Origin of the sequence: Halomicrobium katesii DSM 19301, assembly GCF_000379085.1 — an archaeon.
GTDB classification, from domain to species: Archaea; Halobacteriota; Halobacteria; order Halobacteriales; family Haloarculaceae; genus Halomicrobium; species Halomicrobium katesii.
Map to the genome: position 1 here is coordinate 1,833,946 of NZ_KB905378.1, position 22,761 is coordinate 1,856,706.

Annotated in this window: 19 protein-coding genes; 10 read left to right on the forward strand and 9 right to left on the reverse strand. The window is 67.2% G+C overall.

Annotated features, from left to right (window positions below):
- Nucleotides 1-105 precede the first annotated feature (105 nt).
- Entirely contained in the window at nt 106-1,032 is a 927-nt protein-coding gene (locus tag HALKA_RS0109770; RefSeq protein WP_018257812.1) for an HFX_2341 family transcriptional regulator, read from the forward strand.
- 3 nt (nt 1,033-1,035) lie between these two features.
- Here HALKA_RS0109770 and HALKA_RS0109775 read toward each other — a convergent pair whose 3' ends face one another.
- The gene (locus HALKA_RS0109775; protein ID WP_245545381.1) at nt 1,036-2,658 is read right to left on the reverse strand and encodes a M48 family metalloprotease; all 1,623 of its coding nucleotides are present in this window, start codon (nt 2,656-2,658) and stop codon (nt 1,036-1,038) included.
- A gap of 471 nt (nt 2,659-3,129) precedes the next feature.
- Here HALKA_RS0109775 and HALKA_RS0109780 point away from each other — a divergent pair, with 471 nt between their 5' ends.
- A complete protein-coding gene (locus tag HALKA_RS0109780; protein WP_018257814.1) occupies nt 3,130-5,856 on the forward strand; it encodes a valine--tRNA ligase in 2,727 nt (908 codons plus the stop codon).
- 187 nt (nt 5,857-6,043) lie between these two features.
- A complete protein-coding gene (locus HALKA_RS0109785; RefSeq protein ID WP_155119394.1) occupies nt 6,044-7,060 on the forward strand; it encodes a hypothetical protein in 1,017 nt (338 codons plus the stop codon).
- Here HALKA_RS0109785 and HALKA_RS0109790 read toward each other — a convergent pair whose 3' ends face one another.
- Nucleotides 7,061-7,855, reverse strand: coding sequence for a helix-turn-helix transcriptional regulator (locus tag HALKA_RS0109790; protein ID WP_015762494.1), 795 nt, complete (start codon nt 7,853-7,855; stop codon nt 7,061-7,063).
- A 221-nt stretch (nt 7,856-8,076) separates the two neighbouring features.
- On the opposite strand from HALKA_RS0109790, the gene HALKA_RS0109795 reads away from it, so the two are divergent.
- On the forward strand, nt 8,077-9,051 hold the full coding sequence (locus HALKA_RS0109795) for a DMT family transporter (protein ID WP_044956522.1): 975 nt from the start codon (nt 8,077-8,079) through the stop codon (nt 9,049-9,051).
- 371 nt (nt 9,052-9,422) lie between these two features.
- Here HALKA_RS0109795 and HALKA_RS0109805 read toward each other — a convergent pair whose 3' ends face one another.
- The 3 genes from HALKA_RS0109805 to HALKA_RS0109815 form a co-directional block, all read right to left on the reverse strand.
- Nucleotides 9,423-10,199, reverse strand: coding sequence for a DUF1405 domain-containing protein (locus tag HALKA_RS0109805; protein WP_018257818.1), 777 nt, complete (start codon nt 10,197-10,199; stop codon nt 9,423-9,425).
- A gap of 132 nt (nt 10,200-10,331) precedes the next feature.
- Nucleotides 10,332-12,185 carry a DUF8167 domain-containing protein gene (locus HALKA_RS0109810; protein ID WP_018257819.1) on the reverse strand — a complete coding sequence of 618 codons (1,854 nt, stop codon included), beginning with the start codon at nt 12,183-12,185 and terminating at the stop codon, nt 10,332-10,334.
- The gene (locus HALKA_RS0109815) at nt 12,182-13,393 is read right to left on the reverse strand and encodes a potassium channel family protein (RefSeq protein WP_018257820.1); all 1,212 of its coding nucleotides are present in this window, start codon (nt 13,391-13,393) and stop codon (nt 12,182-12,184) included. The genes HALKA_RS0109810 and HALKA_RS0109815 overlap by 4 nt, the downstream gene beginning before the upstream one ends.
- 85 nt (nt 13,394-13,478) lie before the next feature.
- Between HALKA_RS0109815 and HALKA_RS0109820 the strand changes: the two genes are divergently transcribed.
- Nucleotides 13,479-14,666: an NAD-binding protein gene (locus HALKA_RS0109820; RefSeq protein WP_018257821.1), complete on the forward strand. Its 1,188-nt coding sequence runs from the start codon at nt 13,479-13,481 to the stop codon at nt 14,664-14,666.
- Here the strand turns inward: HALKA_RS0109820 and HALKA_RS0109825 are convergent.
- A complete protein-coding gene (locus HALKA_RS0109825) occupies nt 14,663-16,126 on the reverse strand; it encodes an HPP family protein (RefSeq protein ID WP_018257822.1) in 1,464 nt (487 codons plus the stop codon). The two genes, HALKA_RS0109820 and HALKA_RS0109825, sit on opposite strands and share 4 nt — an antisense overlap.
- 37 nt (nt 16,127-16,163) lie before the next feature.
- The gene (locus HALKA_RS0109830; protein WP_018257823.1) at nt 16,164-16,889 is read right to left on the reverse strand and encodes a nucleoside phosphorylase; all 726 of its coding nucleotides are present in this window, start codon (nt 16,887-16,889) and stop codon (nt 16,164-16,166) included.
- 87 nt (nt 16,890-16,976) lie between these two features.
- On the opposite strand from HALKA_RS0109830, the gene HALKA_RS21375 reads away from it, so the two are divergent.
- Nucleotides 16,977-17,153 (forward strand): hypothetical protein, encoded by a 177-nt coding sequence (locus HALKA_RS21375; RefSeq protein ID WP_018257824.1) that lies wholly within the window; start codon nt 16,977-16,979, stop codon nt 17,151-17,153.
- Nucleotides 17,154-17,343: 190 nt separating this feature from the next.
- Here the strand turns inward: HALKA_RS21375 and HALKA_RS0109840 are convergent, their stop codons facing one another.
- On the reverse strand, nt 17,344-18,177 hold the full coding sequence (locus tag HALKA_RS0109840; protein ID WP_018257825.1) for a DUF63 family protein: 834 nt from the start codon (nt 18,175-18,177) through the stop codon (nt 17,344-17,346).
- Between the two features lie 121 nt (nt 18,178-18,298).
- On the opposite strand from HALKA_RS0109840, the gene deoC reads away from it, so the two are divergent.
- The 4 genes from deoC to HALKA_RS0109860 all read left to right on the forward strand — a co-directional run bounded on the left by deoC (nt 18,299) and on the right by HALKA_RS0109860 (nt 21,998).
- Nucleotides 18,299-18,946, forward strand: a complete 648-nt coding sequence (deoC, locus tag HALKA_RS0109845) for a deoxyribose-phosphate aldolase (protein WP_018257826.1) — start codon at nt 18,299-18,301, stop codon at nt 18,944-18,946.
- Entirely contained in the window at nt 18,943-19,752 is an 810-nt protein-coding gene (locus HALKA_RS0109850) for an SDR family NAD(P)-dependent oxidoreductase (RefSeq protein ID WP_018257827.1), read from the forward strand. Before deoC ends, HALKA_RS0109850 begins: the two co-directional genes overlap by 4 nt.
- Nucleotides 19,753-19,879: 127 nt before the next feature.
- Nucleotides 19,880-20,053, forward strand: coding sequence for a hypothetical protein (locus HALKA_RS21380; protein WP_018257828.1), 174 nt, complete (start codon nt 19,880-19,882; stop codon nt 20,051-20,053).
- A gap of 682 nt (nt 20,054-20,735) precedes the next feature.
- Nucleotides 20,736-21,998, forward strand: a complete 1,263-nt coding sequence (locus HALKA_RS0109860; protein WP_018257829.1) for a tRNA (N(6)-L-threonylcarbamoyladenosine(37)-C(2))-methylthiotransferase — start codon at nt 20,736-20,738, stop codon at nt 21,996-21,998.
- Here HALKA_RS0109860 and HALKA_RS0109865 read toward each other — a convergent pair.
- The gene (locus HALKA_RS0109865; protein ID WP_018257830.1) at nt 21,995-22,666 is read right to left on the reverse strand and encodes a YIP1 family protein; all 672 of its coding nucleotides are present in this window, start codon (nt 22,664-22,666) and stop codon (nt 21,995-21,997) included. The two genes, HALKA_RS0109860 and HALKA_RS0109865, sit on opposite strands and share 4 nt — an antisense overlap.
- Nucleotides 22,667-22,761: the final 95 nt, after the last annotated feature.

Sequence of the window (22,761 nt, forward strand, 5' to 3'; positions counted from 1 at the left end):
GTATGTACGAAAGCCCACGAGGGCGCGGCGACAAACATCGTCGATGTGTATAACAACGGTCGCAAGACTGGTGGTTTATATAAACACCAGCCCGTTATCCCGCGTATGCAGACCCACATCGTCCCGGTCGGGTTCGACTACGACCGGCTCATCGCGCCGCTCGTGCGCGAGCAACTGGACGTGGACCACGTCATTCTGTTGGAGGGAGCCGTCGGTAGCGAGGCCAACGTCGAGTACTCCCAGCATCTCGCCGAGAAACTGGAGACGGACTACCAGAACCTGCTGGGGGCGACTACCGAGCGGTTCGTCATCGAGGACGTGTACGACTACGACGCGGCCTTCGAGCAGGCATTCGAGCTGATCAACGCCGAGCTCGACGAGGGCAACGAGGTGTGGGTCAACATCTCTGCGATGCCCCGGACCGTCTCCTTTGCCTTCGCGACGGCGTCGCACTCGATCATGGTCGAACGAGAGGGCGACCGAGACCGCATCCACACGTACTACACCGTCCCCGAGAAGTACCTCGAAACGGAGCTGGCCGAGGAGCTGCGCCGCCAGAACGATCTGCTGGAGGAGCTGAAGGCAGAGGCCGACGGCATCGCGCCGGACGAGGTCGACGAGGACCTCGGTGAGCGCGTCACGGCCCGCCTCGACTCCGCCCGAGATCTACTGGACGAGTTCGACGAGCGCGGGACCACCATCGGAGCCAAGGAGATCGACGGCAGCCACGTCGTCGAGCTCCCAGTCGCCTCCTTCTCGAACGTCAAGCCCTTCGAGGAGGTCATCCTCTTTACGCTCGGCGAACACGGCGAGTTCGAGTCGGTCTCGGAGCTGGCACAGGCGCTGGCCCGCGACATGGGCGAGGAGTACACCGACAGCTTTCGCTCGAAGGTGATCTACAACGTCGACCGACTGGGGCCGGGCGGGAAAGGCTACATCGAGCAGGAGGAACACGGGAAATCCTACCGGACGCGCCTGTCGCGGATCGGAGAGCTGTGGGTGCGCGCCCACGGGGACCGAGAGGACAGCTAAACGTCAGGCATCTCCGGGATCTCCGTCAGGGTCGTCTCCGGAAATTGCGGCATCGTCTCGGAGCTGTGTGATACGCTTCTGAATGGACGGATGTCCGTTCGCGAGGTCTTTTTGACGCCCTCTATCTCGTTTCATTATATTGATCTGTGCGAGACGTTCCAGCATGCTGACGACGGTCTCGGGACTCGTCGCGGAGGCTGCGTACGCGTCGGCCGCGTACTCTTGGGCTGTTGTGACCCACCCCAGTGCGTAGAAGCGATAGAAGGCCACGGCGGTCAACAGCAACCAGATGCTCGGTACCACCGAGTACGCAGTGAATCCGACGAACCAGTATCCGACCGAGAACAAGATCCGCTTGGGAATGTGATAGCCCCGGAGGTGGCCGATCTCGTGTGCTACTACCGCTCGTATCTGTGACGAGTCACACTGCTCCAAGAGGTCGTCGGTGACGAAGATCCAGTAGAGACCGGGGAGGCCGGTGAGGTGTCCGTTCATCTGAGGACTGTCGCCGGTTTCGAGCCGATAAACGCCACGGACATCGATGCCCGCGTCGTCACAGAGTTCTCTGATATCGGCCGCCACTTCGTCTGTCACCGAGTCGATGCCGTTAGCAAGCACCACCAGGGCTGGTGTTACTCCCGCTCTGACGACGAGCAGCAGGCCGACGAGCAGTGCTCCGACGGCAGGATACTCGACAATCCGGGACGAGAAACTGTACAGGACGACGACGACGAGCCAGTACCAGACCACGGTAATGACGGTCGACTTACTCCACGTGACGAGGACGCGACGACGATCGTACGGAGCGTCGACCAGTCTCCGATAGATCGGAGTGATCGCTAGCGTCGAACCGAGCCAAGCGACACAGGCGAACGGTGTGAACGCGACGAACCACAGTGTCACTGTCCACCACGTTCCCGATGGACTCGCTGAGAGTATCGATGCGGTCAAGAACTCGATCGGTGCGAACGCACCGAACCATAGTGCTGCCACGAGCGGGACCACAGGTCCATAGAACGCCGCGATACTTCGTGTTTCCCTCACAGCGTGGACGCGCTCGGCAAGCGACTCGTCACAGCCGGCGATCGAACGACCCCATCTTCGGAAGAACAGGTAGGGTGCGAAAAACGAGCCGACGAGGAGTCCACAGAGGAGAGCGAGGTCGATCGGTCCGACACCGTAGGTGATCCCATCGCCGGACAGCCACGGCCGACCGTCGACACCGTATCGTTCCCGGCCGAACGAGTGTGACTGCTGGGACGCCGGGTGTACCGTCGCACCCGTCGGCACATCCACGATAACCGTCGACTCCTCGACGGTCAGTCCCCGGATAGTTTCGCTGGTCACCTCTCGCTGGAGAACGCCCGTCTGACGACCGAGATCCGTCTCGATCGTCGTCTCGTAGAGAGGACCACCCTCCACCAGGTTACCGTTGATCCGAACAGTCTGCACCGCGTCAACTTCTCTCGTACGAACATCTATCACCGGTATATCGGCGTCCTCGGCACGTTCTCGCGCCCGTTCGGTGGGTTCGTAGGTCGGGCCGGTCTGGAAGAACAGTGTCACTGTGTCCGAGCCAGCGGGGTCGATATCGATGACGACTGCATCTTCGTCTGGAGGACGCATGTCCTCGTCGGCACTGGTTACGAGTGGGCCGGCACTAAGACACAACAGTAGACAGACGGCGGCGAGGAGAGATCTGTTCGTCATTGTCTCATTCTCTCTTCCTGTATCGTATTTAATTTGTGGAATATAAAATTCAATGGAGACAGCCAGTGGTCTACGGTAGTCGAATAGTCGAACCGACGAGTTCGCTGTGCGTCAGTCTCTCGACGGACTGAAATCGCCGTGTTACCGTGCGACACCGTCTACAGAGCCTGGGCACACTACCGAGCGTCAGGACACTACCCAGACACGGCCTCGTTCGAAACCGAAGCCATTAGGAACCGTCTGAGTGTACGATCACAGCAGATGATGCGTCGAGCACCCACTGCGCTCGTTCTCCGGCCCGTAGTAGGGGCGGCTACGCCCCACTAACTCACTCCGCTCGACGCTCGCACCGCTTTCCGATCACGCCGACAGCGACCGACAGAACCCATGAGTGACACACAGGACGCGACCGACGAATCGCCAGCAGAGCAACAGGGGATCGAGGGAGAGTACGATCCCGACGCCGTCGAGCCCCGGTGGCAGGACCACTGGGTCGAAGCGGAGACCTACGCCTACGAGGAGCCCGAATCGGGGGAGACCGTCGACCCGGACACCCGATACAGCATCGACACGCCGCCGCCGACCGTGTCGGGCAATCTCCACATGGGCCACCTCTACCAGTTCACGCTGCAGGACTTCGTGGCCCGCTACCACCGGATGGCCGACGACACCGTCTACTTCCCCTTCGGCTACGACGACAACGGCATCGCCTCCGAGCGCCTGACCGAGCGCGAGAAGGGGATTCGCCACCAGGACTTCGAGCGGCGGGTGTTCCAGGAGAAGTGTCGGGCGGTCTGTGAGACCTACGAGGCCGAGTTCACCGAGGACGTACAGTCGCTCGCGATCTCGGTCGACTGGGACAACACCTACAAGACCATCGAGCCCCGCGTCCAGCGGGTCTCCCAGCTGTCCTTTATCGACCTCTACGAGAAGGGCCGAGAGTACCGCCAGCGCGCGCCGACGATCTGGTGTCCCGACTGCGAGACGGCGATCTCGCAGGTCGAACAGGAGGACGAACACCAGGAGACGCTGTTCAACGACATCGCGTTCCCGCTGGTCGAGGACGGGACGGGACCAGCCGACGACGAGACGCTGACGATCTCGACGACCCGGCCGGAGCTGCTGCCGGCCTGTGTGTCGATTTTCGTCCACCCCGACGACGACGCCAACCAGCACCTCGTCGGCGGCACCGCGCGCGTCCCGCTGTTCGGTCACGAGGTGCCCATCATCGAGGACGACCGCGTCGATCTGGAGACCGGCAGCGGCGTCGTCATGTGCTGTACCTTCGGCGACCAGACCGACATCGAGTGGTACCAGGCACACGACCTCCCGCTGCGGATCGCCATCGACGAGTCCGGGACGATGACCGACGTGGCCGGCGACTACCAGGGCCAGAGCACCCGCGACGCGCGCGACGCCATCCTCGCCGATCTCGACGCCGAGGGGTCCCTGCTCGAACAGCGCGATCACGACCACACGGTGCAGGTCCACGAGCGCTGTGAGACGGAGGTGGAGTATCTCGTCACCGAGCAGTGGTACGTCGAGATGCTCGACCGGACCGACGAGTACCTCGAAGCGGGCCGCCAGATGGACTGGCACCCCGAGAAGATGTTCAGCCGCTACGAGCACTGGATCGAGGGACTGGAGTGGGACTGGTGTATCTCCCGCCAGCGAGACTCGGGGATTCCGATTCCGGTGTGGTACTGCGAGGACTGCGGGGAGCCGATCCTCGCGAACAAGGCCGACCTCCCCGTCGACCCGCTCTCGGACGGCGCGCCCGTCGACGCCTGCCCCGAGTGTGGCCACGACGACCTGCGGCCGGAAGAAGACGTGTTCGACACGTGGGCGACCTCGTCGCTGACGCCGCTGGTCAACGCCGGGTGGGACTGGGACGCCGAGGCCGAAGCGTTCAGTATGGAGCACCCCGAGCTCTACTCGTTCGATCTGCGCCCGCAGGGTCACGACATCATCTCGTTCTGGCTGTTCCACACCGTCGTCAAGTGCTACGAACACACCGGCGAGGTGCCGTTCGACAACGTGATGATCAACGGGATGGTGCTCGACGAGAACCGCGAGGCGATGTCCAAGTCGAAGGGCAACGTCATCCCCCCGAGCGACGTGCTCGAAGAGTTCCCGGTCGACGCGACCCGCTACTGGGCCGCCGGCACCTCCATCGGCGACGACTTCCCGTACAAGGAAGGCGACCTCGAAGCCGGCGAGCGCCTGCTCCAGAAGCTCTGGAACGCCTCGCGGCTGGTCGAACAGCTCGCGCCGGCCCCGGAGGCCGTCGAGCCCGTCGACGAGAGCGATCTCGCGCCCATCGACGAGTGGTTCCTCGCCGAACTGGACGCCACGGTCGAGTCGGTGACGGACCGCTTCGAGGCCTACGAGTTCTCGAAGGCCCGCAATGGGCTCCGGTCGTTCTTCTGGAACAGCTTCTGTGACGACTACCTGGAGATCGCGAAACAGCGCCTCTCGGGCGATGGCAGCGCGTCGACGGAGTTCGCGCTGACCCGCGCCCACCGCACCTTCCTCAAGCTGTTCGCGCCGTTCCTCCCCCACATCACCGAGGAACTGTGGGATCGAATCTACCGGACCGACGGCTCCACGGACCGGGCGGGCCTCGCCGGGGGCGACAGCTCCATCCACACGACCGACTGGCCGACCCCCGGCGGCTACGACGCCGACCTCGAAGCCGGCGAGACGGCGATGGAGGTCATCTCCGCGCTGCGGACGTACAAGACGGACAACGGCCTGCCGCTGAACGCGGACCTCGACCACGTCCAGGTGTACGGCCACGTCGAGGGGCTGGCAGACGCCGTCGCCGAGGCCATGCACGTCGCCGACCTCGAACTGCTCGCGGACGCCCCCGACATCACGACGGAGATCAGCGACATCGACCTCGACTACTCGATCGTCGGACCGGAGTACGGCAACCAGGTCGGCGACATCGAGGCCGGTATCGCACAGGGCGACTACGAGATCGACGACGGTCGACTGCACGTCGCTGGCGTCACCCTCGACCCGGAGATGTTCGAGATCGAGGAAGCCCGCACCTACTCGGGCGACGGCGAGATGATCGAGACCGAGACCGCGGTCGTCATCGTCGGGTAGGCGGGAGCGACGACGGCCGCCTCGCTGGCAGCGTCCCCGCGGTCTGTCAGACGTGTGCCCAGAAGATTATGTGTTCGCAGAACGGTACGTAACTAACGAACAGCCGTCGCAGTTGGGTGCTGCGCGGTGGTGTCTGCGATCAGGTCGCTACGCATCGTGCGCGTCTGCGACAAGGAGGTGGTGGTCAGTGTTAGGAGTCCTCAGAACGGTCGCCGTCGTGCTGGTAGTCGCGGGCGTAGTGGTCGGTCTGGCTCCGACGGTCGGTCTCACGACCGCGGATGCCGATCGGGGCGTCTCGGTCGGCACAGCACCCGACGGCTCGGCACTGATCGCGCTCGAACCGAGCGGAGCAACTGTGGAGAAGCCGAGCGCGACGACGGTCGCGACGCTGCGCAACAACGCCGGTGAACAACTGAACACGGAGTACAGCGTCTCGGTCGACGGCGACGGGGGCGCGCTCACCGTCGTCACTACCGGGACGACGACGAACCTAGATTCCGGTAGTGGAACGGATATCGCCGTCAAATGCGAGCCGAACGGACAGAGCGGGACGGCCCAGTTGCAGGTCCACGTCACCGAGGCTGCCGGTGACGGCGTGACGATACGGAACGCGCTGCTGACCGTCGACGTGGCGTACGACTGTCCCGGCGGTGGTGGTGGTCAGTCGGGCGTAGCGTTCGACGACGCCGACGGCGACGGAGTGTACGACGAGGGCGAGCAGACGTACTCGGTCGGCGATCTGGAGGACTTCGAGAACCGGAGCGTCCGGCTCGCGATCAAAGACGCGGGCACCATCGACGCACGGGGACAGCGGGTGTCGATCGAGGCCAGAGAGATTCTGATTCAGAACGCGACGCTCAGATCGAACAAGCGGGTCTCCCTGGATGCGATCGGGTCCGTGACCATCGACGGTGAGATCGAGAGCAACAAACAGATACGGGTCGACGCCGGTGGCTCGCTGAACGCTGACTACGCGCAGTTCCGTTCGAAGCGCGGCGTGTCCCTCTCCGCTAGCGGATCGCTGCTCCTTCGATTTGCGACGATCGACGCGAAGGGTGCGGCGACGGCGACGCTCCAGACCCAGAACGGTAACCTACTTGTACAGGGCCTCAGCGTGCAAGACGACGACGATACGCTCGTCTACACGCCCGCCGACGTGTCTGTCTCCGGCACGCCGAGTCGGGGCAGCGTCCAGGCCGGCTGATCACTCGGCGAACTCCGTTCGATCGAGGGGCTCGGCCGCCGTCCAGTACCGCTCGAAAGTCTCGTCGGCCCACGACAGCACCGCGGGGTCGTCGGCGTCGATCGATGCCTGCAGGACGCCGTTGTCGTCGCGCACGAGCAGGTGGACGGTCTCGTCCGCGACGGTGACGGCCAGTGGCAGCTCGTCGCGTGCGAGCCTGATCTCGACGCCGTCCGTCGCGACGAGCGCGAGCAGCCGCTCGCGCAGCGCCGAATCCTCCGCGAGGGCTTCGATCGCGGTCCGGGAGAACACGCCGCGGAACGTCTGTTGGCCGGCGGCGGTGCGTTCCTGGACGACCGTGAGGCTCTGCTCGTTGAACGCGTGCGAGAAGACACGCACGTCCGCGGCGGTTTCGATCATGTCGAGGACCCGCTGGACGGGCGCGTTGGGGCGGGTCCCGCTGGGAGTCGTGATTGTGGCGTCGGCCAGCCGCCGGAGGTCGAACGTCATCGCGTCCGCCGGGAGGTGTTCGACGATCGGTCGCAGTGCGCGCTCCGTCTCCAGCGTCGACAGCAGGTCGGTAAAGCCCGAGGCGACGAGTTCGCCCGTCGCGGTGGCGACGTAGCCGCCGCTCTCGCGCCGGACCCAGGACCGGTCCTCGAAGTCGCCCAGAATGCGGCCCAGCGTCGCCTGTGACGCGCCGGTCTCGTCGGCCAGTTCTCGGCGGGTGTGGCGCTCGCTCGCGAGCAGGGCGAGCACCGACACTCGGTTCTCGGAGAGCGCGAGAAACTCGATTTCCGACAGCGCAGCCTCCATACGTCACGTTCGCACTCGCCGGTGTAAACCGCTTTCGTAGCGTGAAAGATTTTCACGAGGGTGTCGTCGCCGATCGGGAGCCGGGCCTTGCACAGCGGCTCCGATTTTCGAACGTAGTTCATGCGTTTGCAGACCCTCCGTTCGAGTATGACTCGTCTCGACGCACAGCGATATCGTATCGGCATCGCCGCAGGCTGGGGACCCGACGGGGTGAGCGGCGAGTGAACGGCAGCCGCAGAACACTCGTGTCGTTCGCGGTCGCGAGCGTCCTCTTCGGGGGGACGTTCGTCGCCGCGAAGGCGGGACTGGACTACTTCCCGCCCCTGCTGTTCGTCGCCCTGCGCTTCGACGTGGCGTCGGTCGTCCTGATCGGCTACGCCGTCGCGACGACGCCCCGCGAGGGACTCCTGCCGCGCACTCGCGGCGACGTGGTGGGCATCGTCGCCACCGGGATCTTCGCCATCGGGCTGACCAACGCGCTGCTGTTCGTCGGCCAGCAGTACGCCACCAGTGCCGTCGGTTCGATCGTCTTCAGCCTGAACCCGATCCTGACGCCGGTGTTCGCGGTAGTCCTGTTGGCCGACGATCGGCTCTCGGCTCGGGGCAGCGCCGGGATGATCCTCGGCCTGCTCGGCGTCGGACTGGTCGTCAGCCCCGACCCGGCGAACCTCCTCGCCGGTGGGTTCGGCAAGGCGATCCTCTTTGCCGGTGCGGTCAGCGGCGCGCTTGGCAGCGTGCTCATCCGCTGGGCCGACGGAGAGCTGTCCAGCAGCGTCCGAACTGCCTGGGGACTCCCCCTCGGTGCCGGCCTCACGCACGCCCTGAGCCGTGCTGCCGGCGAATCCGTCGGCGCGATCACCTGGAGCGGCGAGGCGCTGCTGGCGCTTGGCTACGTCGGGGTCTTCGCCGGTGCGATCGCCTACATCGCCTACTTCGAGCTCCTGGACACGGCCGGGCCGATCCGTGCGAACCTCGTGTTCTACGTCGTCCCCGTCGTCGCGACGCTTGGCGGGTGGGCACTGCTCGACGAGACGATCGCACCGACTGCCGTCGCCGGCTTCCTGACGATCTTCGCCGGCTTCGCCGTGCTCGGAAGCCAGTCCGTCGACGCGACGGCGGTCCGCCGCCGCGTTCCGGGTCTCCGGCCGAGCGACGCCCCGGTCCGGACCGAGCCAAACGGCTTCGAGCCCGACTGATACGGACGGTTGTCGGACTGTACCGGTGAGCGCCGCCACGGGGGAGACGCCCACCGGTACGCAACGACAACGTCTGATACGGTTTCTTGTAGTTGCTTACCGGTGATCGTCGCCACGGAGTAGACGATCACCGCTAAATCGCTACAATAATCCGTATGACTGTAACTTACGTTCACGACATTTATATCAATTTCACGAAACACTCATGCGTGTACGTCCCCTCTATTCGGCTACGATGAACTGGCAACACCGACGCGACCAGCACCGTGCAGCACAGAAAGAGACCGAAACCCGCAGCGGTACCCGATGGACCTTCGTCGCGGCCGCCGTCGGCGCGGCCTGAGGGGGGGCGGCGTTCGCTTCTCGCAGTCTCACTCCGCGGCGGCCTCGCGGCGTTTGCACTTTTCGACCCGCGTCGCCAGTGCGAGGAAGACGGCGACGAACGTCAGCACCACCGCCCAGCCGGCGGCCAGATCGTGGGCCGGGAGCGTGTGGTCGAACCCGCCGACGACGGACTCCGCTCGCAGCCAGGTGTGGTGTGGCCCGCCCAGAACCGGGACGAAGTAGTCCACCACGTCGTTGAAGCCGTACCAGCCCAGTGCGACGGCGACGGCCGACACCGAGAACGACGCGTAGCGGTGGATCAAGAAGGCCTCGACGGCCATCGCCAGGTGGCTCAGGATCAGGAACCAGTAGAGCCACAGCGGGACGCCGGCCGGCCCGTTGATCACGAGCTGGACGTAGGGCGTCCACAGCCCGAGCTTCAGGCAGCCGAAGAACGCCAGCATGTGGAGCCAGTCGGCGTCGTAGTCCAGTCGCCAGGCCACGAGCGAGAGCCCGATGAACATCGTCGCGACGGGCGAGTCGGGGATCAGTGGGTAGGCCAGCGCCGGTGCAGCGCCGAGCTGTCCCTCGATCAGGGGCGGCGCGAGGTTCAGCGGCCGACCCGCGTAGTACCAGAACCCGAAGAGCGTCCCGACGAGATTGACCAGCGCGATCGGCCAGGCCAGTCGGAGTCCCAGGTCTTCGAGCCACTCGGGCAGCGGCGCGACGTACCGGGGCAGTCCCTCGGTGTCTGGCAGCGTCACGCCGAAGTAGCGCCCGACCAGTCGTTCGAGTCGCCGCCCGACGCCGTCGTGCCCAGCCATGTCAGTGCCCTACGGCGGCCGGAAAATAACGGTAGCGGTTGGATCGGTCGCCGTCGGTCGCGCGGGTCGCCGCCATCGATCGGTGGTCGTCCCCCGTGAGGACCGACCGGGAAGCGACGACAACGTTCCGTGTCAGGTGGTCCGATCGCGGTCGTCCGTCTCGTCGGTGTCCTCGTCGAGGCGGTCGTCCGCCTCCGATCCGTCCGCCTCCGGTCCGTCCGCGTCCGGTCCGTCCGCCGTTTCGTCGTCGAGATCGACCGTGTCGCCGGTGTCCTCGTCGAGGAGGTCGTCCAGGTCGTCGCCCGCGCCGACATCGGTGTCGAGCAGGTCGGCGAAGTCGCCCGCGGCTTCGTCCTCGTCCGACGGCGCGCTCCGCGCCGTCGCGCCGTCGGTTCCGTCCCCGTCGTCCTCCCGATCTGCTCGGGCGTCTCCCTCGTCTGTCAGCTCCGATCCGGGGAGGTCGTCGGTGTCGGGGATCGCCTCGGTGTCGTCGTCTCCGCCGTCGGACGGGGACGCCGTCGCGTCCTCGGGATCGATGCCCGGGAGGTCGTCGCTGTCGGGGAACGCGTCGCCGGAGAGGTCGGCATCGTCCGCGCCGTCGTCGCCCGACGCGTCGGCCTCGCTCTCTGTCGTCGATGTGTCGGCCTCGCCGTCGTCGCCCACCGCCTCGTCTCCGGCGTCCGGTTGCCCGTCGGACGCGTCCGCTCGTCGCTCGCTTTCCGACTGGTCGGGCCGGTGGTCCGCCGGTGGGCGGTCGCTCGCCGCGGGTTCCGGGTCTGTCGCGTCCTCGGCGGCCGTCGCCGGTTCGTCGTCCGTCCCGTCGGCCGGCTCCGCGACCGCGCCCTCGGGGGCCGCGGTGGCGGCCTCCAGCTTCCGGAGCGCGTCCGGCGTTGCGATGGCGTAGAGTACGTCTCCAGCCCTGAGGACCCGGTCTCGTGACGGAAGCGGGACGGGCCGCTCGTCGTCCCGTGTGACGGCAGCGACGGTGACCGACAGCGAACCCACGGGGGTCCCGTCGATCGGGGAGCCCGCCGCGACGGTGACCGTGGCGAGGGTCTCGTCTGCGGCCCGGAGGAGGGACGCGAACTCCCGGTCCGGCCGGTCCTGGACCGGCAGCGTCACGAGCTTGTACCGGCTCGTGGGGTCGAGTTTGGGCGTGTCGGCAGCGTCGATGGCGACCGTGACGATCTCGTCGGCGACGCCGCGGAGCTCTCCCGTGAGCACGCGCCGCGGGGGATCGGTCTCCCAGACCTGGACGAGATCGCCCGCGCTGGCGGCGTTTGCCGGGTCGGCCCGGATCGCGACCGCGTTGGTGGCCGGCGGGAGCGTCGGACCGATCCCGGCGGCCCGCGAGCCCAGCGCCAGGTACTCGATGTTGCCGGCCTCGTCGAACTCCACGTCGACGTGGCCGACGCCGTAGTCGGTCTTCAGCCGCGAGACGAACCGCTCGCGCAGCTCCGCCTGCGTGAGCCGCCGCGGGAAGAGGAACGTCCGACCGGCGAGGGTCTCCCGGGTCGCGGCCGCGACCGGATCGTAGCCGACCACGTCGTCGATCTCCTCGGGGATCTCGACGGCGATGACGCGACCGACGGCCCTGACGAGTTGGCTGACCTCGCCGTCGATCCCGTTGCCCCCCGTCGCCGCGAACAGGTCGATCCCGAGTGCGTCGCCGACCCGCATGCCGGCGTACGCCCCGAGGCCGCCGACGAGGAACGTGACGACGTTGAGCAGGGCCGCGAGGGCGTCGGGCTCGGCACCGCCCGGCACGAGCTGCTGGGCCAGCAGCGAGGTCGCCCCGGCGACGGCGGCGACGCCGGCGAGCCCGACCAGCAACGCCAGTCCGGCCGGCACCCGCTCGCGGACGTACCACCGGTAGAACAGCGCGACCGCCGCCGCGAGGAAGCCGGCCAGCACCGCCGTGCCGGCGATCCGGGCGGTCGTGTCGACGAGGGCTCCCGTCACGCCGCTGACGAGCTGTAGCGTCACGCCACCGCCTCCTCGAAGGCGTCGAGGTCGGCCCGCGTTCCGACGACGAACAGCTGTTCACCGGCCACCAGCCCGGTCGTGTCCTCGGGCGCGATCCGCCAGCCGCCGGGTTTCCTCACGGCGAAGACGGCCACGTCGTAGCGCTCTCGGAGGGCCGCCTCGCCGATCGTCACGCCGTCGAAGGGCTGGCCGCTGTGCGGTGTCACTCGCCGGAACCGCATGTCCGAACGCCGCAGGAGCGAGACGAGTTCGTACTCCCGACGGGTGCCCCGAGACTCGACGACGACTTTCGCCCGGTCGGCACGCAAGAGCGGCTGGGCGTCGGTGCGGCGGACGCCGGCCGTGAGCCGACCCTCGCCGCCGTCGGTGGTCGGTGCCTGCACGGGGGCCGGCAGCTGCTCGCCGTCTTCGACCGCCTCCGGGACGGCGATCGATTCGGAACTCCCGGAGCGAGCGCTGACGACGGTCCCGCGGACCTGTGCGTCGGTCGTCAGCAGCGTCACCTCGTCGCCGCGTGCGAGCCCGGTCGGGAGCAACGCGTCGACCGACACCGCGTGGCGGCCGTCCTCGATCCGCTTCGAGAGCCCGGAGAAGGGCGGGGCTGCGACGACGGTCGCCCGACCGCGCTCGTCGACGGTGACCGACACGTCGCCGAGGTCGAACTCCGTCTTGAGGCGCTCGGCGAGGCGCTGTTCGAGTTCGTCGAGCCGGAGATCTGCCGGGAACGTCCACTCGCCGCCACGGATCTCGGCCCGGAGCGGTTCGGGGAGTGGCGGGTACCCCTCCATGTCTGCCACCTCGCCGACGACGTGGATCCGGACCTCGCCCGCGCCGCCGACGAAGTCGACCACGTCTTTCGAGAGCGTGCGATTCCGGAGCGACGTGAGCGTGAGCCGCTTGGGAAAGTCCGCCCCCATCGAGTCGCCCTTGCTGTGGGCGTACATCGACGCCATGCTGACGACGAGGATCGCGACGACGATCCGCTCGGCGTTCGGACTGGCGGTGATCGACTTGTCGGCCAGCGCGAGCAGCCCGCCGTTGACTCCCGCCAGCGCGATCGCGAGGACGGCGACACCGAAGGCCGGGACGGTCACGCCAGCGAAGTAGCGAAAGGTAAACGCCATCGCCCACGAGACCAGCGCCGGGATGATCCCGACGAGCAACCCCAGATAGATCCCCAGCAGCACTTCGACGGGAAAGGAAGCCATGTCACAGCCCTGTCGCTCCTGTTCTATAGTCGTGTCGGCGCGGGCAGAAGACAAGCTTTACTCGCGCCGACGCGAGCAACGGGGTATGGACGACGTTCGCGACCTGCTGGGGGTACGCGCGGTGCTCCTGTTGCCGACGCTCGTCGCCGGGCTCTCGTTCGTGACGGGGGTCGCGAACATCAGCGCGCAGCGCGCTTCGGGACCGCTCGCGCAACACCTCCCGACGGTCGTGAGCCAGACGGTCGGGTTCACTGGCGCGCTCACGGGCTTTCTGCTCCTCTTTGCCGTCTCCGGTCTGCGACGACGGTATCGGGCGGGCTGGTACGCGACGGTCCTGTTGCTCCCGCTGACAGCCATCCAGGGACTGTTGCAGGGCGTCATCGATCTGCCCTACGTCGGCAGCGAACTCCCCGTCTCGCTCCCGCTGGTCGTCCTCTCCGTCCTCTCGCTGCCCACCGTACTGATCAATCGACGGCTGTTCGACCGGGCGCTCGACGTATCGACGACCCAGCAGGCCGCGATCGCGGCCCTGATCGGTGGACAAGTGTACATCACCACCGGTACGTACGCGCTGCGCGAGCAGTTCGGCGGCGTCTCGACGCTGACCGACGCGCTGTACTTCGCCATCGTCACCTCCAGTACCGTCGGCTACGGCGACATCTCTCCCGACCCCCAGTCACAGGCCGCACGGCTGTTCACCGTGTCGGTGGTCGTGCTCGGCACGTCCAGCTTCGCGCTGGCGCTGGGGTCGGTGCTGGGGCCGGCGATCCAGAGCCGCATCACGAAGGCACTCGGAACTATGACCGAATCACAACTCGACTTGCTCGAAGACCACGTACTGGTCCTCGGCTACGGCGACCTGAGCGAACCGATCCTCGACGAACTGTCCGGCGCGGTCGAGTTCGTCGTCGTGACGGCCGACCCGGACGACGCCGCGAGGCTCCAGCAGCGAGACGTCCCAGTGCTGACAGCCGATCCCAGCGACGAGGAGCCGCTGTACCGGGCCGGGATCGAGCGGGCGCAGGCGGTGATGGCCGCGACGAACGACGATGCACGGGACGCGCTCGCGATCCTGACCGCCAGACAGCTCAATCCCGAGATCCGGATCGTCGCCGCGGCGACCGACCGCGAGAACGTCACGAAGCTCAAGCGGGCCGGCGCGGACGTGGTGATCAGCCCCGCCGCCATCGGCGGTCACCTGCTGGTGGAGTCGGCGCTCGGTGACGACGAGTCCGAGTCCCTCGCGGACCGCATTCTCGACGGCGAGCTCTAGCCGCGGTCGACGATTGCCACGTCGGTGTCCATCTCGGCGATGCTCTCGAAGGTCGGCGGCGCGACGAACCGCGAGGCCGCGCTCCGGTCACGGCTGGCACCGATGAAGACGATGTCGTAGGCGGGTGCCGTCCCGCGCAGGAAGGGGACGATCTCCTGTCTGGCGACGCGGGTCTCGATCGGTGCCGCGAACGGGTCCACGAGGTTCGACAGCATCGACTCGGCGCGTCGCCGGTTAGCCGACGGACCGATACAGGTACAGACGGCGACCTCGCCGGTGGCTCCGGTGAGCCGGATCGCGAAGTCGATCATGCTGTGGGCCACGTCGCTGGCCCGCCGGACGGGGACCAGTGCCCGCTCCCACTGGGTCGCGCCGTCGGCCGAGCGGTGGACCAGCACGTCCACGTCGCTCCGGAACAGCTCGTGGACGAACGGCGCGAGCCGACCGCGGTGCTTGGCGTAGGGCGCGGCGACGAGATCGCAGTTCGTCTCGGTCGCCGTCGCGAGGATCGTCCGACCCAGCGACCCGCTCTCGACGGCGACGACGACCTCACAGGGGACACCGGCGGCCGTCTCGATGCGGTGGGCCCGCGTCTCCAGCCGACCGACCGTGTCCGCGACCGCCGACCGGTCGATGTCGTCCCACAGCGCCGCCTCGGAGTTCGACCCAGCGCCGGCCCGGTCGCCGGCCTCGTGTCCGTCCAGCAGGTCTCGCTCGGCGCGTGCCAGTCGCTCGTCGTCGACCACGTCGAGCAACACCACCTTGCCCGCGTCGTGTGCGCTGGCGATCTCGCCGCCCAGCATCGCCGTCGCGTCCGCTCGCTCGCCGTACATCGGGACGAGGACGTGATCGTCGCCCTTGACCGACTGGTACAGCACCGTCGCGCGCTGTTCGTAGAACTCCCGCCGCCAGACGACGAAGACGCTCGCGACGAGCAGGCTCGCGACGAAGACGCTCCCGAGGAAGGCCGGTTGCTGGCCCGAGGGGACGAGTAACCCCAGCAGCGCCGTCGAGTACGCCGCCGGCTCTTCGAGGCCGATCGACCACGTGGCCGCACCGACGAGCAACACGGCCAGAGCGGCCGAGACGGCCGTCACCTCCAGTGCCGCCGCCGCGCCGACCGCCCGGTTCGAGACGGCCAGACCGACCCAGCCACAGCCCGCGCCGATCGTCAGCCCGCCGACGAACTGCGCGGGGTTCGCGTACTCGCCCTCCGGGTTGGCAAAGAGCGTGTACGCACCCGAAGCCAGCGGCGGGAACAGCAGGAAAGAGAGCGCGTCGAGCGTGTTCGAGAGGTATGTGACCACCCCGATCGACAGCGGGACGAAGACCAGCACGGAGAGGTGGACGATCGTCGAAGTCCGCTCCAGCCAGGCGCGAAACTCGTGGCGCTCGCGGCGCTGGAGTTGGCGGACCCGCTCGACGGTCGTCCGAATCGCCCGCCCGAGGCGGTCGCGCATACCGGTCACTGCCGCGCCGCCGACATGAGCGTGTCGGCTACAGCGACGCGGCCGTCTCCAGTGCCAGCGCGATCGCTCGCTCGACGTTGTTCTTGGCCTTCTCGGGCAGTTCCTCGTCGTCGGTCTCGCCCTTCTGGGTCCCCTCGACGAGGTTGCCGTCGACGGTACAGATCGCGCCAGCGGCCATCCCCTTGCGACGGGCCAGCGAGAACAGCGCGGCGGCCTCCATCTCGACGGCCAGCAGGCCCGCTGCTTCCCACGCCGCGACGTACTCGTCGGTCTCGGCGTAGAAGGCGTCGTCCGTCGCGATCGGACCGACGTGGACGGACTCGCCGTTGGCCTCTGCGGCCTCGACCAGCGCCGACAGCACCGCGTAGTCCGGCACGGCCGGCACCGTCTCGGACTCGTATCGCTCGGTCGTCCCCTCGTCTTTGGCCGCGCCCGTGGCGACGACCATGTCGCCGATCTCGATGTCGGACTGGAGCGCGCCCGTCGTGCCGACTCGGATGACCGTCTCGACCCCGACGGCGTGGAGTTCCTCGATCGCGATCGCCGCCGACGGCGAGCCGATGCCGGTCGAGCAGATCGTCAGGTCGCGACCCTCGTAGGTCGCGTTGACGACCTTGTACTCGCGGTTCCGGGCGACCGTCGTCGCCTCGTCACACTGGGCGGCGATCCGGTCGACGCGGCCCGGATCGCCGGGAACGAGCGCGATGTCGTTCAGATCGCCGTCCTCGACGAGCAGGTGGGGCTGCTTTGCCATGTCTCGAGCGAGGGGCGACGGCGACTAAAATAGCCGTGCTTCGGCTCGACCCAAACAGATAATGTCTGTGAGTATGAACGTGTGCCTATGCCACAGCTCGAAGTCCACCTCAGCGTCGACGCGGAGAGCGAACCGACAGTCTACCACGTCGACGGCGATCTGAAGCGCCCCGGCGAGGCGATTCAGGCCGCCAAAGAGCTGGCGACGGAGGACGGACACGAGGGGGCCGAACTCGAAGAGGTGAAGCTGGCCGAGACGGCCTGATACGGTTTATTGTAGTTGCTTGCCGGTGATCGTCGCCACGGAGTAGACGATCACCGGTAAATCGCTACAATAATCCGTATGATACGGACGGGTGTAGCGAGGTGCCGGTGAGTCCCCTCGGGGAGCGACCGCTCGCCGTCCGAGCAGCGGGTAACTCGTTCGACGGTCGTCGCGCGCGACAGCGACGCCGTCAGAACGCCGGTGCCAGGAACAGGAACAGATTGTTGGTGGCCGGCCCCATTCCGACCGCGGCGATGAGCGAGAACACGAGCGCGCCCTCGGCGGGCTCGTCGGCGAGATAGCGGTTGAACGAGACGACGATCGCGGCCGCGATCACCAGCTTCACCAGCAGGAACAGCCACCCGACACCGAGCAGGTCGGCCGTCGGCAGCTGGCCGGCGAACTCCATGATCAGACGCGGCAGCGGCGACTGCTCGCTGGCCCCGACCACGTCGGCACCGATCGCGGTCGAGACGCCGTCGAGCGCGTGGGCGAAGACGACGACCGGACCCGCGTACCGCGTCCGGACGAACACGGGCGTGCGCCACAGGCTGATCGCCAGCACCACCAGCGCCGTCACGGCCAGCGCGACGATCAGCGACACCGCCGGCCACACCGGCGAGAACGTCGGCTGTGCGATCGACTGCCAGATGCGGACGACGACCAGCACGACGAAGATCGCCGTCCCGACCAGTCCGAGATTGCGGACGACGGTGTCCTCGTTGCCCCGGGCGATACCGACGGCCTGGAGAGCGAGCCAGACGCCGCCGGTCAGGAGGAAGGTCGTCAGGTACACTGCCGGCGTCCCGAACAGCGGTTCGTACAGGGACGGGTACAGCGCCAGCTGCTCGAAGGCGTGGAAGGCACCGCCGATCGCCATCCACGGCAGCAGGGACACCACGGCCCGCTGGTCGATCTCGGGTTCCGCGGCCGAGAGCAGTGCCGTCACCAGCCCGGCCCCACCGAGCAGGACGACGAGATACGGGAGCGGCGGCAGCGCGAAGCTCGTCGGTAGGATCTGCATATCCCGCCAACCGTCGCCGAGGGGCGAAAGTGTTCCGACCTTCGGTGGCGGCTCGGTCGCCTGGCCGACGGCACGACCGCGTCGCCGAGAGGCTTACGTGGCGACCCGCCAATGGGTGACTATGGACTCCGTTCCCGAACGGATCGAACACACGGTGCTGGGACCGACGACGCGGTGGGCCGACGTACAGACAGTGCTCGACGAAGCGGCCCAACACGGACTGCGGGCCTGCATCCCACCGTGTTACGTCGAACGGGCCGACGAGTACGCGGACGTACCGCTCAGCACGGTCGTGAACTTTCCCCACGGCCAGGGCGCGACCGACGCCGTCGCGGCGGAAGCGACGGAGGCGTGGGACGACGGTGCTGACGAGATCGACGTGGTCTGTAACGTCGGGCGGCTGAAGGCCGGTGCCGACGCGGCCGTCGAGGAGACGATCTCGGAAGTGGTCGCGGCCGTGCCGGTCCCGGTGAAGGTGATCGTCGAAGCGCCGCTCCTGACCGACGCCGAGAAGCACCGGGCCGGCGAGATCGTCGCCGAAGCCGGTGCAGAGTTCTGCAAGACGGCGACCGGTTTCTCCGACGGTGGCGCGACGGTCGCCGACGTGGAACTGTTGAGCCAGTACCGGCCGGTCAAGGCCAGTGGCGGCGTCGGCTCCTGGGAGCGAGCGAAGGCCATGTTCGACGCCGGGGCCGAGCGCATCGGCGCGTCGAGTGGCGTGACGATCGCCGAGGAGTGGCGGGCCGCCGAGGGCGGTGAGGACGCGTGAGCGTCCTCGATCGCTTCCGCCTCGACGGACAGACGGCGATCGTCACCGGCGGCAACCGCGGGATCGGCCGAGCGATCGCGCAGGCGCTGGCAGACGCCGGGGCCGACGTGGCGATCGGCAACCGCGACGCCGAGAGCGGCCGGCGAGCGGCCGAGGAGATCGAGGCCGCGACCGACGCGACCGTGCGGACCTACGAGGCCGACGTGACCGACGAAGCGCAGGTCGAGGCGCTGGTCGAGGCGACGGTCGAGGCGTTCGGAGGGGTGGACGTGCTCGTGAACAACGCCGGCATCACCGTCCACGCGCCCGCCGAGGAGATGACCGTCGAGCAGTTCCAGCGCGTCGTCGACGTGAACCTCACCGGGACCTTCCGGTGTGCGAAACACGCCGGCCGGGCGATGCTCGACACTGCCGATCAGAACGACGAGAGCGCCCGCGGCGGCGTCGGCTCGATCGTCAACCTCTCGTCGATGTCTGCCCGCGTCGCCAACTACCCCCAGCACCAGGTCGCGTACAACGCGACGAAGGGTGCCGTCGATTCGTTCACGCGACAGCTGGCCTCGGAGTGGGCCGACGACGGCATCCGCGTCAACGCCGTCGCACCGGGCTACGTCCGCACCGATCCGGTCGACGAGGCGCTGCGCGAGGACCCCGAACTGGAAGCGCTGTGGAAATCGGAGATGCTCCTCGACGAGATGGCTCGCCCCGAGGACATCGCGCCGCTGGTCCTCTACCTCGCCAGCGAAGCCTCGTGGTACGTGACCGGCTCGTCGGTGCTCATCGACGGCGGCTACACGGTGCGGTGAGCGAGGTTCGTCGCCCGACTGGGCGGAAACTGGCCGACGGCGGCCACTTCTCTACGCGCGTTTGAGAGTCTCTAGCTGCCGTTTTCCCGACCGAGACTGTTTTCCCTCGTGACCGGCTAGGCCGCCCGTGACCGACGCCGAACAGACACCCGCTCGCGACGACGAACTGACGAGTCACGGCTACCACATCACGCTCGACGACGGCCGCGACTCGTTTTTCGCCCTCTCGATCGAAGACCAACGGAGCGACGACGCCTGGCTGATGTCAGACACCGTCCGTGCGCTCGACGAGATGCGCTAGCAAATCGAGGTGATTCTCCGCCAACTGCTGTCGCTACCACGCCGACGGCCACTGTACCGAACACTCACCTATAGTAGCCATTGAAAATCAATGCACACCCGATCGCACGGGTAGTGTTCAGATAAGAGATCGGTGCAGGCAGTCTGAAGCACCGAAAACCCTCGGCACGCTCCGGGGTTCTGTGGCGGATATCCTCACTCCGTTCGGATAGTGCCGCCGCAGAACCCCGGACCGCGCCTCGCCCTTTCATCCGCCAGGATTCGGCTGCCTCACAGTCTGAACCCTGGCGGATGAAAGGGCGAGTACAGTTGCGGGAACCCCGACGATGCAAGCACGCGAAGCGCGCGCAGCGAGTCGCGGGACCGCAACTGTACGAGGGCTTTCGGTGTCTCCAACTCACAAAATGCAGCGGCTTATCTGAACACGATCATCGCACGACTGCAGTGCGATCGGTGTGTAAATCGTTTCAATTGTTACTATAGTGCGGCCCTCGAAAGCCCTCTGCTCGCTCCGGGGATCTGTGACGGATAACCTCATACGGATTATTGTAGCGATTTAGCGGTGATCGTCTACTCCGTGGCGACGATCACCGGTAAGCAACTACAAGAAACCGTATCACTCGTCCGAGAACGATTCCGTCGTCCTTTTGGCCGCGAGGGACAAGAGTCAGGTAACGCAGCGCATGGCCCAGTATCACATCGAGACGTACGGGTGTACGTCCAACCGCGGCGAGACCCAGGAGATCGAGCAGGCGCTTCGCGAGGGGGGCCACTACCCCGCCGAGGGACCCGAGGAGGCCGACGTGGCGATCCTCAACACCTGTACCGTCCTCGAAAAGACCGAGCGGAACATGCTTCGACGGGCCGAGGAACTCGACGCGGAGACGCCCGGCGATCTGGTCGTCACCGGCTGTATGGCGCTGGCACAGGGCGAGGAGTTCCGCGCGGCCGACGTGGACGCCGAGGTGCTCCACTGGGACGACGTGCCCCAGCACGTCCTCAACGGCGAGTGTCCGACGGTCACGCCTGACACGGAGACCGTGCTCGACGGCGTCGTCGGCATCCTGCCGATCGCGCGTGGCTGTATGTCCGACTGTTCCTACTGTATCACCAAGCAGGCGACCGGCAGGATCGAGTCGCCGTCGGTCGAGGAAAACGTCGAGAAGGCCCGAGCGCTGGTCCACGCCGGTGCGAAGGAGCTTCGCATCACGGGCCAGGACACCGGCGTCTACGGCTGGGACACCAATCAGGGCGAGAGCCTGCTGCCCGAACTGCTAGAGCGGATCTGCACCGAGATCGACGGCGACTTCCGGGTCCGCGTGGGGATGGCCAACCCGAAGGGCGTCCACGGCGTCCGCGAGGAGCTGGCCCGCGTCTTCGCCGAGCACGACGAGCTGTACAACTTCCTGCACGCGCCCGTCCAGAGCGGGAGCGACGACGTGCTCGCGGACATGCGCCGCCAGCACGCCGTGGCCGAGTACGTCGCGGTCGTCGACACCTTCGACGAGTACCTGGACTACTGGACGCTGTCGACGGACTTCATCGTCGGCTTCCCCAGCGAGACCGAATCTGACTTCCGGCAGTCGATGGCGCTGCTCCGAGAGACCCGCCCGGAGAAGATCAACGTCACCCGTTTCTCGAAGCGTCCCGGCACCGACGCCGCCGACATGAAGGGGCTGGGCGGCCAGACCAAGAAGGACCGCTCGAAGGCTATGTCCGAGCTGAAGATGGACGTGACCGGCGACGCCTACGAAGCCATGCTCGGCGAGGAAAAGCGGGTCCTCCTGACCGAAGACGGCACCGACGACTCGCTGGTGGGCTACGACGAGGCGTACCGACAGGTCGTCGTCGCCGACGCACAGCAGCGCGGGCTCGAAGTCGGTGACTTCGTCGACTGCGAGATTGCGAGCCACAACACCGTCTACGCGTTCGGCGAGCCGGTCTAGACCGGGGCATGTGCGACGAGGAGCAGCGTCGCCGTCACGACTCCGGCGACTGCGACCGCAACGCGGACCGACAGCCCGTGTGCGACTCTGAGTGCCCCGGTCCACAGGTATCCCATCCACAGGAGCGCGCCCGTCAGCAACGGTGACCGCGTGTCCATCAGCCCGCTCCCGTTCCAGTTCACCGGTCCCTGAGCCGCCGTCCCAGCGCCGTACAGGACTCCCCGAAGCGTCGCGTCCGGCGTCGTCGCCAGTAGCAGTCCCGCGACGACCGCGACGAGCGGGTAGACCACGAGATACGGTGCGAACGACCAGCCGACGTACGCCGCGAACGCCCGGAACCGACCCGTACCGCCGCTGGCCCGCGCGAGCACGTGGAGCGTCGCTGCCGCGCCCAGCCACAGCAGCACGCTCTGGACCAGCGAGCGTACGATGTTGGTCGGAAACACGGCCGGGAGCGCCACCCGCTGTCCGCCCATTGCGAGGGTGATCGTCGCGCCGACGGCCGACGCCTGGTCCCAGTGGGCCACGTACACCGGGAACATCGTGGCGGCACTGACGCCACTCAGGACGATCACGAGCGCCAGCGCCTGGGCGAACGACGGTGGCGCGACCCCGTCGTCGAACGCCCGCTTCGGGCGGACGAGCAGCGTCGTGAGTGATACGTCCATCCGGGCGTAGTTGACGGGTGCGTGGCAATATAGCTGTCGAGGCGAGCGGTCGCCAACAGCGCCGTTTCCGAGAGTCTCTGTGCTTTCGACGCGTC

Coding starts and splice junctions, on each gene's coding strand:
- HALKA_RS0109770 (WP_018257812.1), top strand. CDS start 106: ATGCAGACCCACATCGTCCCGGTCGGGTTCGACTACGACCGGCTCATC.
- HALKA_RS0109775 (WP_245545381.1), bottom strand. CDS start 2,658: ATGCGTCCTCCAGACGAAGATGCAGTCGTCATCGATATCGACCCCGCT.
- HALKA_RS0109780 (WP_018257814.1), top strand. CDS start 3,130: ATGAGTGACACACAGGACGCGACCGACGAATCGCCAGCAGAGCAACAG.
- HALKA_RS0109790 (WP_015762494.1), bottom strand. CDS start 7,855: ATGGAGGCTGCGCTGTCGGAAATCGAGTTTCTCGCGCTCTCCGAGAAC.
- HALKA_RS0109805 (WP_018257818.1), bottom strand. CDS start 10,199: ATGGCTGGGCACGACGGCGTCGGGCGGCGACTCGAACGACTGGTCGGG.
- HALKA_RS0109815 (WP_018257820.1), bottom strand. CDS start 13,393: ATGGCTTCCTTTCCCGTCGAAGTGCTGCTGGGGATCTATCTGGGGTTG.
- HALKA_RS0109820 (WP_018257821.1), top strand. CDS start 13,479: ATGGACGACGTTCGCGACCTGCTGGGGGTACGCGCGGTGCTCCTGTTG.
- HALKA_RS0109825 (WP_018257822.1), bottom strand. CDS start 16,126: ATGCGCGACCGCCTCGGGCGGGCGATTCGGACGACCGTCGAGCGGGTC.
- HALKA_RS0109830 (WP_018257823.1), bottom strand. CDS start 16,889: ATGGCAAAGCAGCCCCACCTGCTCGTCGAGGACGGCGATCTGAACGAC.
- HALKA_RS21375 (WP_018257824.1), top strand. CDS start 16,977: ATGCCACAGCTCGAAGTCCACCTCAGCGTCGACGCGGAGAGCGAACCG.
- HALKA_RS0109840 (WP_018257825.1), bottom strand. CDS start 18,177: ATGCAGATCCTACCGACGAGCTTCGCGCTGCCGCCGCTCCCGTATCTC.
- deoC (WP_018257826.1), top strand. CDS start 18,299: ATGGACTCCGTTCCCGAACGGATCGAACACACGGTGCTGGGACCGACG.
- HALKA_RS0109860 (WP_018257829.1), top strand. CDS start 20,736: ATGGCCCAGTATCACATCGAGACGTACGGGTGTACGTCCAACCGCGGC.
- HALKA_RS0109865 (WP_018257830.1), bottom strand. CDS start 22,666: ATGGACGTATCACTCACGACGCTGCTCGTCCGCCCGAAGCGGGCGTTC.